This window comes from Caldimonas thermodepolymerans, from assembly GCF_015476235.1.
Classification (GTDB): domain Bacteria; phylum Pseudomonadota; class Gammaproteobacteria; order Burkholderiales; family Burkholderiaceae_C; genus Caldimonas; species Caldimonas thermodepolymerans.
The window spans coordinates 2,223,927-2,241,660 of the sequence record NZ_CP064338.1; the positions used below are offsets into that span (position 1 = coordinate 2,223,927).

General features: G+C 68.7%; 16 protein-coding genes and 1 tRNA gene. 6 read left to right on the forward strand and 11 right to left on the reverse strand.

Annotated features, from left to right (window positions below):
* Window positions 1-25: 25 nt before the first annotated feature.
* The 7 genes from IS481_RS10395 to cysS all read right to left on the reverse strand — a co-directional run bounded on the left by IS481_RS10395 (window position 26) and on the right by cysS (window position 7,956).
* Window positions 26-1,639, reverse strand: a complete 1,614-nt coding sequence (locus IS481_RS10395) for a bifunctional 3-(3-hydroxy-phenyl)propionate/3-hydroxycinnamic acid hydroxylase (RefSeq protein WP_170067445.1) — start codon at window positions 1,637-1,639, stop codon at window positions 26-28.
* Window positions 1,640-2,027: 388 nt separating this feature from the next.
* Window positions 2,028-2,120, reverse strand: a tRNA-Ser gene (locus tag IS481_RS10400).
* A gap of 56 nt (window positions 2,121-2,176) precedes the next feature.
* Window positions 2,177-3,448 carry an aspartate kinase gene (locus tag IS481_RS10405; protein ID WP_104356858.1) on the reverse strand — a complete coding sequence of 424 codons (1,272 nt, stop codon included), beginning with the start codon at window positions 3,446-3,448 and terminating at the stop codon, window positions 2,177-2,179.
* A 118-nt stretch (window positions 3,449-3,566) separates the two neighbouring features.
* On the reverse strand, window positions 3,567-4,892 hold the full coding sequence (gene tilS / locus IS481_RS10410; RefSeq protein WP_104356859.1) for a tRNA lysidine(34) synthetase TilS: 1,326 nt from the start codon (window positions 4,890-4,892) through the stop codon (window positions 3,567-3,569).
* Complete coding sequence (locus tag IS481_RS10415) at window positions 4,892-5,863, reverse strand: acetyl-CoA carboxylase carboxyltransferase subunit alpha (RefSeq protein WP_104356860.1); 972 nt, start codon at window positions 5,861-5,863, stop codon at window positions 4,892-4,894. The genes tilS and IS481_RS10415 overlap by 1 nt, the downstream gene beginning before the upstream one ends.
* A 56-nt stretch (window positions 5,864-5,919) precedes the next feature.
* The gene (locus tag IS481_RS10420; protein ID WP_104357079.1) at window positions 5,920-6,561 is read right to left on the reverse strand and encodes a DNA-3-methyladenine glycosylase family protein; all 642 of its coding nucleotides are present in this window, start codon (window positions 6,559-6,561) and stop codon (window positions 5,920-5,922) included.
* A 15-nt stretch (window positions 6,562-6,576) separates the two neighbouring features.
* The gene (gene cysS / locus IS481_RS10425) at window positions 6,577-7,956 is read right to left on the reverse strand and encodes a cysteine--tRNA ligase (RefSeq protein ID WP_104356861.1); all 1,380 of its coding nucleotides are present in this window, start codon (window positions 7,954-7,956) and stop codon (window positions 6,577-6,579) included.
* A 359-nt stretch (window positions 7,957-8,315) separates the two neighbouring features.
* On the opposite strand from cysS, the gene IS481_RS10430 reads away from it, so the two are divergent.
* Genes IS481_RS10430 through IS481_RS10445 form a run of 4 tightly spaced genes read left to right on the forward strand, consistent with a single transcriptional unit; the run spans window position 8,316 to window position 10,980 of the window.
* Entirely contained in the window at window positions 8,316-8,882 is a 567-nt protein-coding gene (locus tag IS481_RS10430; protein WP_104356862.1) for a peptidylprolyl isomerase, read from the forward strand.
* Between the two features lie 2 nt (window positions 8,883-8,884).
* The gene (locus IS481_RS10435; protein WP_104356863.1) at window positions 8,885-9,379 is read left to right on the forward strand and encodes a peptidylprolyl isomerase; all 495 of its coding nucleotides are present in this window, start codon (window positions 8,885-8,887) and stop codon (window positions 9,377-9,379) included.
* Between the two features lie 53 nt (window positions 9,380-9,432).
* Window positions 9,433-10,188: a UDP-2,3-diacylglucosamine diphosphatase gene (locus IS481_RS10440; protein WP_104357080.1), complete on the forward strand. Its 756-nt coding sequence runs from the start codon at window positions 9,433-9,435 to the stop codon at window positions 10,186-10,188.
* A gap of 18 nt (window positions 10,189-10,206) precedes the next feature.
* Window positions 10,207-10,980 carry a M90 family metallopeptidase gene (locus IS481_RS10445; protein WP_104356864.1) on the forward strand — a complete coding sequence of 258 codons (774 nt, stop codon included), beginning with the start codon at window positions 10,207-10,209 and terminating at the stop codon, window positions 10,978-10,980.
* A gap of 82 nt (window positions 10,981-11,062) precedes the next feature.
* Here the strand turns inward: IS481_RS10445 and clpA are convergent, their stop codons facing one another.
* Both clpA and clpS read right to left on the reverse strand, forming a co-directional pair.
* Window positions 11,063-13,366, reverse strand: coding sequence for an ATP-dependent Clp protease ATP-binding subunit ClpA (gene clpA, locus IS481_RS10450; protein ID WP_104356865.1), 2,304 nt, complete (start codon window positions 13,364-13,366; stop codon window positions 11,063-11,065).
* Complete coding sequence (clpS, locus tag IS481_RS10455; RefSeq protein ID WP_104356866.1) at window positions 13,363-13,719, reverse strand: ATP-dependent Clp protease adapter ClpS; 357 nt, start codon at window positions 13,717-13,719, stop codon at window positions 13,363-13,365. The genes clpA and clpS overlap by 4 nt, the downstream gene beginning before the upstream one ends.
* Window positions 13,720-13,916: 197 nt before the next feature.
* Here clpS and IS481_RS10460 point away from each other — a divergent pair, with 197 nt between their 5' ends.
* Window positions 13,917-14,195 carry a cold-shock protein gene (locus tag IS481_RS10460; protein WP_104356867.1) on the forward strand — a complete coding sequence of 93 codons (279 nt, stop codon included), beginning with the start codon at window positions 13,917-13,919 and terminating at the stop codon, window positions 14,193-14,195.
* Window positions 14,196-14,638: 443 nt separating this feature from the next.
* Here the strand turns inward: IS481_RS10460 and IS481_RS10465 are convergent, their stop codons facing one another.
* Together IS481_RS10465 and IS481_RS10470 are read right to left on the reverse strand one after the other, a co-directional pair.
* The gene (locus tag IS481_RS10465; protein ID WP_104356868.1) at window positions 14,639-15,472 is read right to left on the reverse strand and encodes a GntR family transcriptional regulator; all 834 of its coding nucleotides are present in this window, start codon (window positions 15,470-15,472) and stop codon (window positions 14,639-14,641) included.
* A gap of 16 nt (window positions 15,473-15,488) precedes the next feature.
* Complete coding sequence (locus IS481_RS10470; protein ID WP_104356869.1) at window positions 15,489-17,180, reverse strand: sigma-54-dependent Fis family transcriptional regulator; 1,692 nt, start codon at window positions 17,178-17,180, stop codon at window positions 15,489-15,491.
* 301 nt (window positions 17,181-17,481) lie between these two features.
* On the opposite strand from IS481_RS10470, the gene IS481_RS10475 reads away from it, so the two are divergent.
* A complete protein-coding gene (locus IS481_RS10475) occupies window positions 17,482-17,697 on the forward strand; it encodes a phenol hydroxylase subunit (RefSeq protein ID WP_104356870.1) in 216 nt (71 codons plus the stop codon).
* The last annotated feature ends 37 nt before the right edge of the window (window positions 17,698-17,734 follow it).

Below are 17,734 nucleotides of genomic sequence, written 5' to 3' on the forward strand. Positions count from 1 at the left end.
TGTCTGTCCCGCCGGGCCGGGACAGTCAGGCCGCCATCGCGGGTTCCTCGACGAGCGCGGCCACCAGCTGGTCGCACAGCTCGCGCAGCGCCGCGGGGTCGTCGGCGCAGCCGAAGGCGTAGTGGTCCGGTCGCACCAGCGCGACGCGCGCGCCGCGCTCGCGGAACCAGTCGCGCGCCAGGTGCCCCTCCTCCTCGCAGCACCGCACGCCCGGCGCCTGGCCCAGCAGCACCACGCTGGCGCCGACGCGCTGCAGCGCCTGCTGCACCCGCGCGTCGATCCACTCCAGCGCCTGCGCGTCGGCCAGCACCAGCGAGAAGGAGCGACCCAGGCAGTCGTCCATGCGCACGCGCTGCGTGCCGCTGCGCACCCAGGGCTGCACGAACAGGTCACCCGCGCCGCACGCCAGCGTCCCGTCCGCGCGTCGGCCGAGCACACCAGTTTCCAGGCCCGGCACGAACTTCTGGCGGATGGTCTCGGCGGTGCCGTTGCGCAGCTGCTCGCCGAGCAGCTCGTCGCGGCGGCGGGCGGCCTCCAGGTCGAGCTCGCCGATGATCTGGCCGAAGGTCTTGGCATGCGCGACGAGCGTGCGCACGTGCGGCTTGCGTTCCTGCGTGTAGCTGTGCAGCAACCGCGGGTGGTAGCCGCGGCGCATCACGCCCTCGAGCTTCCAGGCGAAGTTGTCGGCGTCTCGGATGCCGGCACACATGCCCTGGCCCATGAACGGCGGCGTCTGGTGTGCCGCGTCGCCCATCAGGAACACGCGCCGGTGCCCCCAGTCCTCGACCACCAGCGCGTGGAAGCGGTAGATCGCGACGCGGTGGATCTCGATCATGGAGACGTCGACGAAGTGCGAGAGCACCTCGAGCAGGCGCTCGCGGGACTCGAACGATTCCGGCCTCTCGTCCGGCAGGATCTTGATCTCCCAGCGCCGCAGGTCGCCCGGGCCGACGATGAAGGAGCCCGGCCGCCACGGATGGCAGTACTGCGTCGCGCGCGGCGGCAACCCGGCGTCGCCGCGCAGCCAGGCATCGACGACGATCCACCATTCGTCGAAGGCCAGGTCCTCGATCGTGCCGTTCATCTGCCGGCGCACCACGCTGCGCGCGCCGTCGCTGCCCACCAGGTAACGTCCGCGCAGCGTGACCGGCCGGTCGTCGGACAGGCGGTTCAGGTGCACGACGACGTCCTCCTCGCGCTCCTCGTAACGCACCAGCTCGTGCGCGAGGTAGGTATGCACCGTGTCGAAGCGCTCGACGCCGCGCCGCAGGCTGCGCTCCAGCGTCGGCTGCACGAACATCCACGTCGGCTCCCACGACAGCGGGTGCGGGGCCGGCGCAGGGTAGAAGCGCTTGATGACCTGGTCGTGCAGGCCGATGTAGTCGGTGCCCGGGTGCGGGATGGTGTCGGCCGAGATCTCGTCGGCCAGCCCGCAGGCCTGGAAGATCCGCATCACCTCGTGGTCCGCCGTGATCGCGCGCGGCTTGTCGTACACGTCGGGCAGCTTGTCGACCACCGCCACGGTGAAGCCGCGCAGCCCCAGCAGGTTGGCCAGCGTCGCGCCGGTCGGCCCGTAGCCGACGATGATCACGTCATAGGGAGCCGGCGCCGCTGCATCGTTCGTGGCACGCGTGTCCATGTCCTCGTTGTCCTTTCCTGTCTCCTGGCCGGAACGCATGCAAGTGGCGCAGCGTCTGTCGCGTTGCCGTCGTTCCGGTCTGGCAGGCATTGTGGAAACCGCACCGGCTCGCGTCTGCCCCGGCGAAAGGGGACAGCCGCGCCGGAACGTGCACGCGCGCAGGCGCCGGGCGCGGCCGTGCGATGCGTGGGGCGGAGGTGGTCCGGCATGGGCCGGGTGACGGGACAGGAACGGAGCGCGGCAGCACGCTGCCGCGGCGCATGCCTGGTGGAGGAGCGCGCGTGCGTGGACGGTGGAGTGCGCGCCATGCCCGGTCCGTGGTGCCGGGCAGGCAGGAAAGGACAGGCAACAAAAAAGCCGCTCGAAAGCGGCTTTTCTGCTTTGGCCTTGGCGGAGACGGAGGGATTCGAACCCTCGATGCGGCTCTACACCGCATACTCCCTTAGCAGGGGAGCACCTTCGGCCTCTCGGTCACGTCTCCAACCGGAAAATCGGCGAAAGCGGCATTCTAAACCGGAAAATGCCTCTGCGGCGAAATCAGGCCGCAGATTCCTGGTCCAGCCCGAACGCCTTGTGCAGCGCGCGCACGGCGAGCTCCATGTACTTCTCGTCGATCACGACGCTGGTCTTGATCTCGCTCGTGGTGATCATCTTGATGTTGATGCCTTCCTCGCTCAGCGCGCGGAACATCGTCGCGGCCACGCCGGCGTGCGAGCGCATGCCGATGCCGACGATGGACACCTTGCAGATCTTGGTGTCGCCGATCACCTTCTCGGCGCCCAGCGCGGGCACCACCTTGCTGTTCAGCAGGTCCATCGTCTTCTCGTAGTCGTTGCGATGGACCGTGAACGAGAAGTCGGTCTTGCCCTCGTGCGAGACGTTCTGCAGGATCACGTCGACGTCGATGTTCGCGTCGGCCACCGCACCGAGGATCTGGTACGCGATGCCCGGGCGGTCCGGCACACCGATCACGGTGATCTTGGCTTCGTCGCGGTTGAAGGCGATGCCCGACACAACGGCTTGTTCCATGTTCTCGTCTTCCTCAAAGGTGATCAGCGTTCCCGACCTGGCTTCTTCCTCGATCGGGATGTCCCACGGCGTGAAGCTCGACAGCACACGCAGCGGCACGCGGTACTTGCCGGCGAACTCGACCGACCGGATCTGCAGCACCTTGGAGCCGAGGCTGGCCATCTCCAGCATTTCCTCGAAGCTGATGGTGCGCAGGCGACGCGCCTCGGGCACGATGCGCGGGTCGGTGGTGTAGACGCCGTCGACGTCGGTGTAGATCAGGCACTCGTCGGCCTTCATCGCCGCGGCCACCGCGACGGCCGAAGTGTCGGAACCGCCGCGGCCCAGCGTGGTGATGTTGCCATCGTCGTCGATGCCCTGGAAGCCGGTGATGATGACGATCTTTCCGGCGTCCAGGTCGGCGCGCACGCGGGCGTCATCGATGCTCTGGATGCGCGCCTTGGTGTAGGCGGAGTCGGTCTTGATGGGCACCTGCCAGCCGGTGTAGCTCACCGCCTGCAGCCCTTCGGCCTGCAGCGCGATCGACAGCAGCCCCACCGAGACCTGCTCGCCGGTGGCGGCGATCATGTCCAGCTCGCGGGCGTATGCGGTGGTCTGCGTGGACGGCGCAAGTTCCTTGGCCAGGGCAAGCAGCCGGTTGGTTTCGCCGCTCATGGCCGACGGCACCACCACCATCTGGTGGCCGGCCCGTGCCCATTTGGCGACGCGCTTGGCGACGTTGCGGATGCGCTCGGTCGAGCCCATCGAGGTGCCGCCGTACTTGTGAACGATCAGTGCCATCGAAGTCCGGTACTGGGAGTTGGGTGCGCGGGAGGTCGGAAGTCAGGATTCGCGCCGCGTCGCGAACGAAACGGCGATTGTATCCTGTTGCAGCGCAGCAACCCGGACGCGGGGGCCTTCAGGCCGGAGCCAGCGGCTCCCAGCGCAGCGTCACGCGTGAGCGGCCGGGCATGGCCACGGCGCGCGCATCCAGGCCCAGCCCCGGCACGAACACCAGGGCATCGCCCGCGTACAGCAGCGGCCCCTGGCGCGCCCAGCCAGGCACGCCGGCCTGCTGGAACTGCTTCTTCAGGCTGCGCGGCGGCCGCCCTGCCCCGGCCTGGAACCGCTCGCCGCCCTGGCGCGGCACGAGGCGCAGCGCCTCCAGCAGCGCCAGCGGCACGCCGCCGCAGCCATCGCAGCGCTCCACGTGCAGCACGCCGCCCCAGCCCGGCAGTTCGTAGCGGCCGGCGCGGCGCACCTGCAGCAAGGTCTCCGGCATCGGTGCGCCCGCCGGCGCCGCGGCGACCGCCGGCTGCCAGCGCAGCACCCCGCGGTAGCTGCGCAGCACGCCCTGCGGCAGCGGCCACTGGCCGGTGCGCACGCACGGCAGCTCGTCCCACAGGCGGTCCACCCAGCTGGCGGGCAAGGGCTCGCCGGCCTGTGCGCGGTACCAAGCCCGCAAGGCGTTGCGCGCGCGTGCGGCACCGAGCGCCTGCCAGGGCTGCAGCTGCAGGCCCTGCGGCGTCGCCACGACGGCCAGGTCCTGCGCGGCCAGTTCGTCCAGGCAGGCGGCCGCCTCGCGCGCCCAGGCGGCGGCATCGGCCAGCGCGGCCTCGGCCTGCCCGAAGGCCTGCGTCAGGGCCGGCCACACCTGCAGGCGCAGGCGGTTGCGGGCATAGCGGGCGTCGGCATTGCTGTCGTCATCGACGTAGCGCAGGCGATAGCGCCGCACGTAGGCCTCGATCGCTGCGCGCGGCTGGGCGAGCCACGGGCGCACCCAGGCCACGCCGTCGCGCTCGACCGCCACCGGCATGCCGGCCAGCCCGGCCACACCCGCGCCGCGCAGCGCCTGCAACAGGAAGGTCTCGGCCTGGTCCTGGCGGTGGTGGGCCAGCAGCACCGTGTTCGCACCATGCGACAAGGCCATCTCGCGCAGCGCGGCATAGCGCGCGTCGCGCGCGACCGCCTCGATGCTCTCTCCCTTGCCGGGTCGAAGGTCCAGCCGCCGGCTGACGAAGGTGACCGGCCAGCCCCGGCGCCGCCAGGCGGCGCACTGCCGCTCGCAATGGTCCAGCCACGCGTCGGCCTGCGGCTGCAGGCCATGATGGACATGCAGGGCCAGCACCTGGACGCCTGCGTCCCGTGCGGCCCTGAGCGTGGCATGGAGCAAGGCGCTGGAATCGCGCCCGCCGCTGTAGGCCACCGCCACGCACGGGCGATCGGCCGACAGCCGCGCGTTCATCAGCGCTCTTTGGTGTCGATGAAGCGCCCGTAGCTCTGCAGGCGCTCGTAGCGGCGCTGCAGCAGCTCCTTGGGCTTGAGGTCGCTGACCTGGCGCAGCGCATCGTTGAGCGCACGCTTCAGGTAGGCCGCCATCTGCTTCGGATCGCGGTGTGCACCGCCGACCGGTTCATTGACGATCTTGTCGATCAGGCCCAGCGCCTTCAGGCGGTGCGCCGTGATGCCCAGTGCATCGGCCGCTTCGGCGGCACGGTCGGCGGTCTTCCAGAGGATGGAGGCGCAACCTTCCGGCGAGATCACCGAGTACACCGAGTACTGCAGCATCAGCACCTGGTCACCGACGCTGATCGCCAGCGCGCCGCCGGAGCCGCCCTCGCCGATGATGGTCGCGATGATGGGCACTTCCAGCTGCGCCATCTCGAAGATGTTGCGGCCGATCGCCTCGGACTGGCCGCGCTCCTCGGCGCCGATGCCCGGGTACGCGCCTGGCGTGTCGACGAAGGTGAACACCGGCAGGCCGAACTTCTCGGCCAGCTTCATCAGGCGCAGCGCCTTGCGGTAGCCCTCGGGACGCGACATGCCGAAGTTGCGCGCGGCGCGCTCCTTGGTGTCGCGGCCCTTCTGGTGGCCGATCACCATGCAGGCCTGCCCGTTGAAGCGCGCCAGGCCGCCGACGATGGACTGGTCGTCGGCAAAATGGCGGTCGCCGTGCAGTTCCTGGAACTCGGTGAAGATCTCGTTGATGTAGTCCAGCGTGTACGGCCGCTGCGGGTGCCGTGCAATCTGCGTGACCTGCCAGGGGGACAGGTTGGCGTAGATGTCCTTGGTCAGCTGCAGGCTCTTCTTGCTGAGCCGGTCGATCTCTTCGGAGATGTCGACGGCCGACTCGGTCTGGACGTAGCGCAGCTCGTCGATCTTGGTTTCAAGCTCGGCAATGGGCTGCTCGAACTCGAGAAAGTGTCGTTTACTCATCCCAAGTCATCCATCTGTGAACGAGGCGCCTCGCGCTTCTTATGGTTGTATGGTGGTCAGTATTCCACCGGCAGGGGGTCGAGGCTGCGCCAAATGTACCACGTGGCCACCGAGCGAAACGGGGCCCAGGCCTCGCCCACTTCCCGGGCTTCCGCCCGCGACACCGGCTCGCCGCTGAAGTAGTTGATGCTGATGCCCTTGAGCAGGCCGAGGTCGTCCAGCGGCAGCACGTTCGGGCGCATCAGGTGGAAGATGAGGAACATCTCGGCCGTCCAGCGGCCGATGCCGCGGATGGCCACCAGTTCCTCGATGATGGCTTCGTCCTCCATCGCCGCCCATTCCTTGACGTGCACCGCGCCACTGTGGAAGTGGCTGGCCAGGTCACGCAGGTACTCCACCTTGCGCGCGGACAGCCCGGCCGTGCGCAGCGCCTCGACGGGCAGCTGCAGCACCTCGGCCGGCGAGATCCGGTTGGACGGCCCGCTCAGCAGCGCCGCGAAGCGGTCCCAGACCGCCTGCGCCGCCTTGACCGAGATCTGCTGCCCCACGATGGAGCGCGCCAGCGTCGTGAAGGCGTCGCCGCGGCTTTGCAGCCGGGCCTCGCCGAAGCGCGGGATCAGCTTGCGCATCACGCGGTCGCGCCGCGACAGATGCTTGCACGCCTCGTCCCAGTAGTCGGGCGTGACGACCTTGGACATCGCCATGCGCCGCCCTCAGGCCCGCACCCAGGTGGTGCCCTGCGGCGTGTCCTGCAGCACGATGCCCTGCTCGGCCAGCGCGGCGCGGATGCGGTCGGCCTCGGCGTAGTTCTTGGCCTTCTTCGCCGCCGCGCGGGCCTCGATCTGCGCCTGGATCGCCGCTTCGTCCAGCCCGCCGGTGTGTCCGCCCTGCAGGTACTCGCGCGGCGAGCCCTGGAGAATGCCCAGCGTGCCACCCAGCGCCTTCAGCAGGCCGGCCAGCGCGGCCGAGCGCGTGCGGTTCACTTCCGTGGCCAGCTCGAACAGCACCGCCACCGCCTCGGCGGTGTTGAAGTCGTCGTTCATCGCCGCGCGGAAACGCGCCGCGTGCGGCTCGTTCCAGTCGATGCTCACCTCGGCGGGCGGCACCGCGTCCAGCGCCGTGTACAGGCGACGCAGGGCATGGCGCGCGTCCTCGAGGTGCGCATCGCTGTAGTTGAACTGGCTGCGGTAGTGCGTGCGCAGCATGAAGAAGCGCAGCGTCTGCCCGTCGTAGCTCTTGAGCACGTCGCGGATGGTGAAGAAGTTGCCGAGCGACTTCGACATCTTCTCGTTGTCGACGTTGACGAAGCCGTTGTGCATCCACACGTTGACGAACGGCTTGCCCGTCGCGCCTTCGCTTTGCGCGATCTCGTTCTCGTGGTGCGGGAACTGCAGGTCCATGCCGCCACCGTGGATGTCGAAATGCTCGCCCAGCAGCGCGCAGCTCATCGCGGAGCACTCGATGTGCCAGCCCGGACGCCCGCGGCCGAACGGCGCATCCCATTTTGCATCGTCGGGTTCGGTGTCCTTGGCCGCCTTCCACAGCACGAAGTCGAGCGGGTCTTCCTTGTCCCCGGATACCGCGACACGCTCGCCCGCGCGCAGCTGGTCGAGCGACTTGCCCGACAGCTTGCCGTAACCGGGGAAACGCCGCACCGCGAAGTTCACGTCGCCGTGCGGCGTGCGATAGGCCAGGCCCCTGTCTTCGAGCTGCTCGATCATGCGCACCATCTGCGGCACGTACTCGGTCGCGCGCGGCTCGTGGGTCGGCGGCTCGATGCCCAGCGCCGCGATGTCCTCGTGCATGGCCTGGGCCATCTCCTCGGTCAGCTGGCGGATCGTGATGCCGCGCTCCAGCGCCCGCCGGATGATCTTGTCGTCGATGTCGGTGATGTTGCGCACGTAGGTGACGCGGTAGCCGAGCACCTTGAGCCAGCGCTGTACCACGTCGAACGCCAGCATCATGCGCGCGTGCCCGATATGGCAGTAGTCGTAGATCGTCATTCCGCACACGTACATGCGCACGTGGCCGGGCTCGATCGGCTCGAACGGTTCTTGGCGGCGCGTGAGGGAGTTGTAGATCGACAGCGTCATGAACGGATCTGCGAAATGAATCGCCGGGCTTCGGTACGGGAGATCAGCGGGCCGGGAGCCGGGCGCCGAGGCCGGCGCAGCGACACATGAAGGGTCGCGGAAATTTCAACACGGCGCCAGACCTCGAGGGATGCGGGTTTGCAGGGATGGCCGCGAGGGGCACAGTAGAATCCGACGAGTATATCCGCTATGCCGTCATGGCATCGTGCCCTGCCCGGACAGGCAGGATGCCGACGTGCTGCTGCCCGCGCCAGCCTGCGCCGCTGCCCGCGCCATCGCATGCACCACCCGCGTGCACAACCGCCCGCCCCGGACGGGGCGACAATGGCGCGATGACTGCTGTCCCAAGGAGTGTCTGGATGACGATCAAGTTGCGCCATGTCCTCGCGACGCTGACGCTGACCGCCGCCCTCGCCCCGCTCGCCTCGGCGCAGACGGTGCGCATGACCACCTCGATGGGCGACATCGTGCTGGAACTGGACGCCGCCCGCGCACCGAAGACGGTGGAGAACTTCCTGCAGTACGTGCGCGCCGGCCACTACGACGGCACGGTGTTCCACCGCGTGATCGAGAACTTCATGATCCAGGGCGGCGGCTTCACGCCCGACATGGCGCAGAAGCCGACGCGCGAGCCGATCCCGCTGGAGAGCCGCAACGGCCGGTCGAACCGGCGCGGCACGATCGCGATGGCGCGCACCTCGCACCCGCATTCCGCGACCGCGCAGTTCTTCATCAATGTCAAGGACAATGTCTTCCTCGACGCCGCCAACTCGCGCGATGGCTACGGTTACGCGGTGTTCGGCAAGGTGGTCGCCGGCATGGACGTCGTCGACAACATCAAGCGCGTGCGCACCACGACGGTGGGCATGCATCAGGACGTGCCGGTCGAGCCGGTCGTCATCCAGAAGGTCACCGTGGAGAAATGAACATGGCCGTTGAACTGCACACCACTCATGGCGTCATCAGGATCGAGCTGGACGCCGAAAAGGCGCCCAAGACCGTCGCCAACTTCCTGTCGTACGTCCGCAAGGGCCACTACGACAACACCATCTTCCACCGCGTCATCGACGGCTTCATGATCCAGGGCGGCGGCTTCGAGCCGGGCATGAACCAGAAGCCCACCGATGCGCCGATCGAGAACGAGGCCAACAACGGCCTGAAGAACGACCGCTACACCATCGCGATGGCGCGCACCCAGGTCCCGCACTCGGCCACGGCGCAGTTCTTCATCAACGTCGCCGACAACGACTTCCTGAACTTCCGCTCCGAAAGCCTGCAGGGCTGGGGCTACGCGGTGTTCGGCAAGGTGGTCGAAGGCACCGAGGTGGTCGACAAGATCAAGGGCGTCAAGACCGGCCGCAAGGGTTTCCACGACGACGTGCCGCTGGAGGACGTCGTGATCACCAAGGCCGTCGAGGTCTGAATCCCGTCCCCCTGCACGCCGTGAGTTCCGGCGCCCTGCCCGCCACGCCCGAGATGCACGAACTGCCCGCGCCTGCGGGCTGGCAGTGCATCGACCTGATCTCCGACCTGCACCTGCAGGCGGGGATGCCGCGCACCTTCGAGGCCTGGCGGCACCACCTGCTGCACACGCCCGCCGATGCGGTGCTGATCCTGGGCGACCTGTTCGAGGTCTGGATCGGCGACGACGCGGCCGACGAAGGATTCGAGCACGAATGCGCCGAGGTGTTGCGCGCCGCGGCCGCGCGATGCTGGGTCGGTTTCATGGCCGGCAACCGCGACTTCCTGGTCGGCGGGCGGCTGCTCGACGGCTGCGGCGTGCACCTGCTGCCCGACCCGACGGTGCTGGCGTTCGCCGGGCGCCGCTACCTGCTGTCGCACGGCGACGCGCTGTGCCTGGACGACGAGGACTACCAGCGTTTTCGCGCCCAGGTGCGGCAACCGGCCTGGACCGCGCGCTTCCTCGCCCAGCCGCTGGCGGTGCGCCGCCAGGTCGCCACGCAGATGCGCGAGGCCAGCGAAGCCCGCAAGCGTACGCAGGGCCCGGAATCCTACGGCGACCTCCACGCCGAGGCCGCCCTCGCCTGGCTGCGCGCGGCCCGCGCCGACGCGTTCATCCACGGACACACCCACCGCCCGGCCGACCATGCACTGGCCCCGGGCGTGCTGCGGCACGTGATGAGCGACTGGGACCTGGACCACGCCCGGCCCCCGCGTGCCGAGGTGCTGCGCCTGACGCGCGACGGCATGCAGCGCATTCCCCCGGCCTGAACCGCCGCCACGAGGGCCATGATCCGGTGGCTGTCACGCTGGCGTGAGGCACGCGAAGCGCACCTGCTGCGCAGGCACGAGATCCCGGCCGGGCTCTGGCACCGCGTGCTCGACGCCTACCCGTTCCTCGCGCGCCGCAGCGCCGAGGACCTGGCCGAACTGCGCCGCCTGGCCACGCTGTTCCTGCGCCGCAAGGAGTTCACCGGCGCGGGCGGCTTCCAGATCACCGACGAGGTGGCCGTGGCGATCGCCGCGCAGGCCTGCCTGCCGGTGCTGCGGCTCGGGCTGCACCTCTACGACGGCTTCGTGGGCATCGTCGTGCACGGCGACCAGGTCGTCGCGCGCCGCACCGTGGTCGACGAGACCGGCGTCGTGCACGAGTACGACGAGGTGCTCGCCGGCGAGGCGATGGAAGGCGGCCCGGTGACGCTGTCGTGGCAGGACGTGCAGGAGGCCGGCCAGTCGGCCGAGCTGGGCTACAACGTCGTGATCCACGAGTTCATCCACAAGATCGACATGCTCGACGGCGAGCCCGACGGCGTGCCGCCCCTGCCCGACCGCGCCCGGCGCGAGGCCTGGATCGCGCAGATCGACGACGAGTACGAGCGCTTCTGCGACGAGGTCGACGCCGGCGTCGAGACCTTCCTCGATCCCTACGGCGCGGAGTCGGTCGACGAGTTCTTCGCGGTCGCGGCCGAAGCCTTCTTCGTCGCCCCCGGGAGCTTCCGCGCCGCCCACCCCCGGCTGCACGAGCTGTTCCGCGACTACTTCAGGCAGGATCCGCCCGCCTGAACGCCACCGGGACCCCGGTCGCAGGCGTGAAAAAGGGCCCCGCAGGGCCCTCTTGGCGGGAGGCACCGGCCGGCGCCGCCGCTCACTCGGTGACCGCCGGTTCGGCCTTCGGCTTGTCGCTGCGCCGGTTGGGCTGGATGTCCAGCACCACCTCGTCCTTGTCGTCGATGTCGACCGTGAGCCGGCCACCGTCGACCAGCTGGCCGAACAGCAGTTCGTCGGCCAGCGCGCGGCGGATGGTGTCCTGGATCAGGCGCTGCATCGGGCGCGCGCCCATCAGCGGATCGAAGCCCTTGCGTGCCAGGTAGCGGCGCAGCGCGTCGGTGAAGGTGGCTTCCACCTTCTTCTCGGCCAGCTGGCTTTCCAGTTGCAGCAGGAACTTGTCGACCACGCGCAGGATGATCTCCTCGTTCAGCGGCTTGAAGCTGACGATGGCGTCCAGGCGATTGCGGAACTCGGGCGTGAACAGCCGCTTGATGTCGGCCATCTCGTCGCCCTGCTCGCGCCGCGTCGTGAAGCCGATCGTCGACTTCTGCATGGTCTCGGCGCCCGCGTTGGTCGTCATGATGATGATGACGTTGCGGAAGTCCGCCTTGCGCCCGTTGTTGTCGGTCAGCGTGCCGTGGTCCATGACCTGCAGCAGCACGTTGAAGACGTCCGGGTGCGCCTTCTCGATCTCGTCGAGCAGCAGCACCGCGTGCGGCTTCTTCGTGATCGCCTCGGTCAGCAGGCCACCCTGGTCAAAGCCCACGTAGCCCGGCGGCGCGCCGATCAGGCGGCTCACCGCATGGCGCTCCATGTACTCGGACATGTCGAAGCGGATCAGCTCGATGCCCAGGATGTAGGCGAGCTGCTTGGCCACCTCGGTCTTGCCCACGCCGGTGGGGCCGCTGAACAGGAACGAGCCGATCGGCTTGTCCGGCTTGCCCAGGCCCGAGCGCGCCATCTTGATCGCCGCGGCCAGCGCGTCGATCGCCTCGTCCTGGCCGAACACCACGCTCTTGAGGTCGCGGTCGAGGTTCTTGAGCTTGGAGCGGTCGTCGTTGCTGACGCTCGCCGGCGGGATGCGCGCGATCTTCGCGACGATCTCCTCGACCTCGGCGCGGGTGATGGTCTTCTTCTGCTTGCTCTTGGGCAGGATGCGCTGCGCCGCGCCCGCCTCGTCGATCACGTCGATCGCCTTGTCGGGCAGGTGGCGGTCATTGATGTACTTGGCCGACAGCTCGGCAGCCGCCTGCAGCGCGTTGAGCGCGTACTTGACGTTGTGGTGGTCCTCGAAGCGCGACTTCAGGCCCTTGAGGATCTCCACGGTCTGCTCGACCGACGGCTCGACCACGTCGATCTTCTGGAAGCGCCGCGACAGCGCCGCGTCCTTCTCGAAGATGCCGCGGTACTCGTTGAAGGTGGTCGCGCCGATGCACTTGAGCGTGCCCGAGCTCAGCGCCGGCTTGAGCAGGTTGCTCGCATCGAGCGTGCCGCCCGAGGCCGCCCCCGCCCCGATCAGCGTGTGGATCTCGTCGATGAACAGGATCGCGTTGGGCTGGTCCTTCAGCGCCTTGAGCACGCCCTTGAGGCGCTGCTCGAAGTCGCCGCGGTACTTGGTGCCGGCCAGCAGCGCGCCCATGTCCAGCGCGTAGACCACGGAATCGGACAGCACCTCGGGCACGTCGCCTTCGGTGATGCGCCAGGCCAGCCCCTCGGCGATCGCGGTCTTGCCCACGCCCGCCTCGCCGACCAGCAGCGGGTTGTTCTTGCGCCGGCGGCACAGCACCTGGATCACGCGCTCGACTTCCTGCTCGCGGCCGATCAGCGGGTCGATCTTGCCCTCGCGCGCCAGCTGGTTGAGGTTCTGGGTGAACTGCTCCAGCGGCGACCCCTTGCCCTCGCCCTCTTCCTTCTCGACCTCCTGGCCGCTGCCCTCGGCGGGCTTGGCCGGCTCGGGCGGATCGGACTTGCGGATGCCGTGGGCGATGTAGTTGACCACGTCCAGGCGGGTCACGCCCTGCTGGTGCAGGTAATAGACCGCATGCGAATCCTTCTCGCCGAAGATCGCCACCAGCACGTTCGCGCCGGTCACTTCCTTCTTGCCGCTGCCGGTGGACTGCACGTGCATGATCGCGCGCTGGATCACGCGCTGGAAGCCCAGCGTCGGCTGCGTGTCGACCTCGTCGGTGCCGCCGACGGTCGGCGTGTTTTCCTTGATGAACTGCGTCAGGCTCTTGCGCAGGTCATCGATGTTGGCCGAGCACGCCCGCAGCACCTCGGCCGCCGACGGGTTGTCGAGCAGTGCCAGCAGCAGGTGCTCCACCGTGATGAACTCGTGGCGCTGCTGGCGCGCCTCGACGAACGCCATGTGCAGGCTGACTTCAAGTTCCTGGGCAATCATGCGGCCTCCATAATGCACTGCAAAGGATGCCCCGCGCGGCGCGCGGCGGCAAGCACCAATTCGACTTTCGTGGCGGCTATGTCCTTGGTGTAGACGCCACAGACGCCGCGGCCTTCGTGGTGGATCTTCAGCATGATGTGGGTCGCCGTCTCCAGGTCCCGGTGGAAGTACTGCTGAAGCACCATCACCACGAATTCCATCGGGGTGTAGTCGTCGTTCAGCATGACCACCTGGTACAGACGGGGCGGCTCCACCTTCGATGACTGTCTTTCGACAACGACAGTTCCTTCCCCGCCGTCCGGCAGCGCGGGCTGGGCGAGCGTTGCTGGGAGCTTGGGCGTGTCGCTGGGCATGAAACGATTCTATCGAGTTGGGCTGGACAGGGAGCGGGTTCGCGCCATTTGCTCTGCACTCGTCAAGGTCAACCTGAGAATATGCACAGGAACCGTCACCAACGCTCACGAACCCGGGCTTGATCCGTTCTTGACACCGTGGAACCTGCCGCAGAGAATTTTTCGCGAATCAGGAGTGTTTACCCGGGGAGGAAGCAATGGGTACGCATGCAGGAACGGTCAAATGGTTCAATGACGCCAAGGGCTTCGGGTTCATTGAGCCGGACGAAGGCGGCGAAGACGTCTTCGCCCACTTTTCGGCCATCCTGATGGATGGTTTCCGGACGCTGAAGCAGGGCTCGAAGGTCACCTTCGACCTGGTCCAGGGTCCGAAAGGCAAGCTGGCGCAAAACATCCAGTTGCTCGAACCCCGGGTCGCGCCGGCTGCCGTCCGGCCGCCAGCCGGCACCAGCCAGTCCGCTTCCCTGGCCGACTGAGCTCTTTTTCGCAAGGGCCTGGCACCAGGCACGTCCTGTTTCGCTCGTCCGGGCCACCCGCAGGCGCCCAAGCCTCAGATCGGGCTTGGGCTGCCGCATTTCAAGGGGTGCATGAAGGATCGCGTGTTTTTGTGCACTCGCCAGAAATAACGGAGCCCACTTGCGCGGGTTTATTGCCCACGCACCTGGGAAAGCATGCGCTTTCAGGCACCACCGCGAAAGCCGGATATATTCATATACATCCATTCGCATGAAGGCAGCCTCCCTGCGTCCATACGGCGAATGCGATGAAAAACCTTCACTTCGGCAGGGTCTCGCAAGGCTGCGCCGCATGGGCCCTGCGGCGGCCCCTGCCTATTGAAGACCCGGAACGCGACGGACGCATTCCCCCCGGATGCGGGGGATGGGGCACCGCGCCCTCCGGCGCTTCCCGACGGTCCCCTTCACGTGGCAAGCGGTTCACCCGCGGGCTGCGTCCACGGCCGCTGTTGCGGCGCGGCACCGGCCCCGGCGGGCGTCGCGCGTGCGTGCGCCGCGGCCGGCGGGCGCGCGCCCGGCAGGACAATGCGCCCCTCGCGCAGGGCACGGATCAGCATGTAAGGCGTCGCGCTGATGTGCGCTTCGAGCGCCAAGGCGGCGCGCGCCTCCTGGCCGCTGATCGCCAGCTGGTAGATCTCGGTGTGCTCGGCGTGGACGTCACGCCCGCTGTCGGGCAGGCCGATCGCATAGCTGCGGTAGCGCTCGCTGTGGCGCGCCAGCAGGCGCAGCACTCGCTGCGTCCAGGGCGAGGCGTGGCCGGACAGCAGCGCTTCATGGAAGCGCAGGTTGAGCGCCTCCCACTGGCGGCGGCGCTCGGGCCGCACCGGCTGCTCCTCCGCCGACAGGGCCTCGTAGGCCGCCGTCACGCGCGCGCGCCAGGCGTCGTCGCCGCAGCGGATCGACTGGCGCAGGGCGTCGGTCTCGATGTGCACCCGCAGGCGCGTGATGTCTTCCAGGTCCTCGATCGCGATCGGCGCCACGCGAAAGCCCCGCTGCCCCTCGGCCACCACCAGCGCGTCGCTGACCAGCCGGGTCAGGGCCTCGCGCAGCGTGCCGGCACCGACCTGGTACTGCTGCCGCAGGTGCTCGATGCGCAGGCGGCTGTCCGGTGCCAGCCGGCCCTCGATGATGTCGTCGCGCAGCGTGGTGTAGGTCTGTTCGATCAGGGTGCGCGTGGCCGCGCCGTCGGCCGGGTCGACGGGGAGGGGGCTGGGCGGCTGGAAGGAACGCTTGGCCATGCTCGGGCCCTGCCGCTCAGGTCGCGCGGCGCGCGTCGTCCTGGATGCGCGAGAGGCGGTAGCTCAGCTGGGGACGGGTGATCCCCAGCGCCCGAGCCGCCGCCGACAGGTTGCCGCCGGCGCGCTGGACCGCCTCGCGGATCAGCGCGTCCTCCATCGCATCCAGCGTCAGGCCGCTGCGCTGCAGCATGTCGTAGAAGTCGGCCTGCTGGGCGCAGGCGGCGTTGCTCTCCAGGCCGCCGGAAGCATTGACCGTCAGCATGTCGGCGGAAGTCAGCTGGGGGAACAGCATCGGGGCATCGACCATGCCGCCCGACGACGCAAGGATCACGCCACGCTCGACCAGGTTCTCGAGCTCGCGCACGTTGCCCGGCCAGGGATGGGCGCGCATCGCGGCCAGCGCCAGGTCGGTGAAGCCCTCGACGCGCTTGCCGTGCCGCGCGGCGTACTTCTGCAGCAGGTGCATGGCCAGCAGCTCGATGTCCTCGGCCCGTTCGCGCAGCGGCGGGATGCGGATCGGGTAGACGTTCAGCCGGTACAGCAGGTCGCGCCGGAAGCGCCCCTCCTCCACCGCCTTCTCCAGGTCGACGTTGGTGGCGGCGACCACCCGCACATCGACCTTGCGGGCCTGGGTCGACCCCAGCCGCTCCACCTCGCCCTGCTGGAGCACGCGCAGCAGCTTGGCCTGCGCCGGCAGCGGCAGCTCGCCCAGTTCGTCCAGCAGCAGGGTGCCGCCGTGGGCGCGCTCGAAGCGGCCGATGCGCGTCGCGTTGGCACCGGTATAGGCGCCCTTTTCCGCACCGAACAACTCGCTTTCGATCAGCTCGGCCGGCAGCGCCGCGCAGTTGACCGCGACGAAGGGCTTGTCCGCACGGGGCCCCATCGCATGCAGCGCGCGCGCGAAGCGCTCCTTGCCGACGCCGGTTTCGCCGGTCAGCAGCACCGTGACCTCGGTCGGGGCGGCCTTGCGCAGCAGCTCGACGGTCTGCCGGAACGCCGGGGAATGCCCGATCAGCGGCCCCTGGTCGTCGGCCGGCTGCAGCTGCGTGCGCAGCGCCTCGACCTGCGAGCGCAGCTCGTCGATGCGCACCAGCATCGAATCCGGGTCGTAGTCGCGTGCCAGCTGCTCGCCGTCGGGCCATTCGTGCGCGAAACGGCCTTCGATCAGGCAACAGTCATGGCCGCTGGCCGAGCACTGGACCTCCTTGAACAGCGCCGGGCGGCCGAAGAAGCCGCTCGTGTAGCCCGAGGCATAGCCCAGCAGCATCCAGCACACGGGCTCGTCCGACGGCCCGCAGCTGCGCTGGTGCATCTCGGCCTCCCAGCTGTGGTCCCAGCGGAACACGCCGCGGAAGTGACCTTGCGCCTCGTCGACCTCGAGCACCTGCGGCGTGACGCGCACCGCGCCTTCGAGCATGTGCAGCTGGGGCCCGACGGCAAAGGCGTCGAACAGCGACGCGTCGGGGCGCACCTTGCGCGCCAGCATCGCGTCGCGCGTGCCTGCGGTGTAACCCGCGCGCATGAGCAGGCGCCGGGTGTGCTCCGGCCCCAGGCTGGACATCAGCTCGCGCCGCAACGCCTGCAGGCTCGCCGCGTGGAGCAGCAGCATGCGCTGGTCCGCCAGCCAGATGCGCCCGTCCACCGTGGAGAAATGGACCAGGCGACGCAGGTCGGCGTCGGACGGCAGCGGTGGCAGGAGCGTGGGCATGGCGGACAAAGTATCGATAAACCTCTGAACACCGTCCATAGGGTTCACCCGCCCCACCCATTTCATCATTTCAGCAATCGGGCGCGCCGGCACCTCACCAAATGATCATGCTGCCCTGCAGCAATCGAGTCACGGCTGGTCACAAGCACCCCCTCGCGTGGTCGAGGCGTCGCCGCAGTCGCGGCCGATCGGGGCTGAATGCTCCGGATTAACCCTTAATTTATCGATATTTTCGGACGGTTCGCGCGGGATTGGCATGCCTCCTGCGATGGAGGCGGCCAACACAGCACAGGCCCCTGCCATGACGCGAACCGCCCCGCCCCCTGCCGCCGAGCCTGCCATGCCGGCGTGCGACCTGACCCAGAAGTTCGTGCGCGTCCTCGGCCGCAAGGACGACCTCGTCGAGTTCAGCTTCTCGGTCGGCTGGCCGGAACTGTCGGTCGAACTGCTGCTGCCGACGCCGGCCTTCGAAGCCTTCTGCGCGGAGCACCGCGTGCGCTACCTGCCCGACGACTGACATCCGCCACCGCTCCCACGCCACACCACCAAGGAGA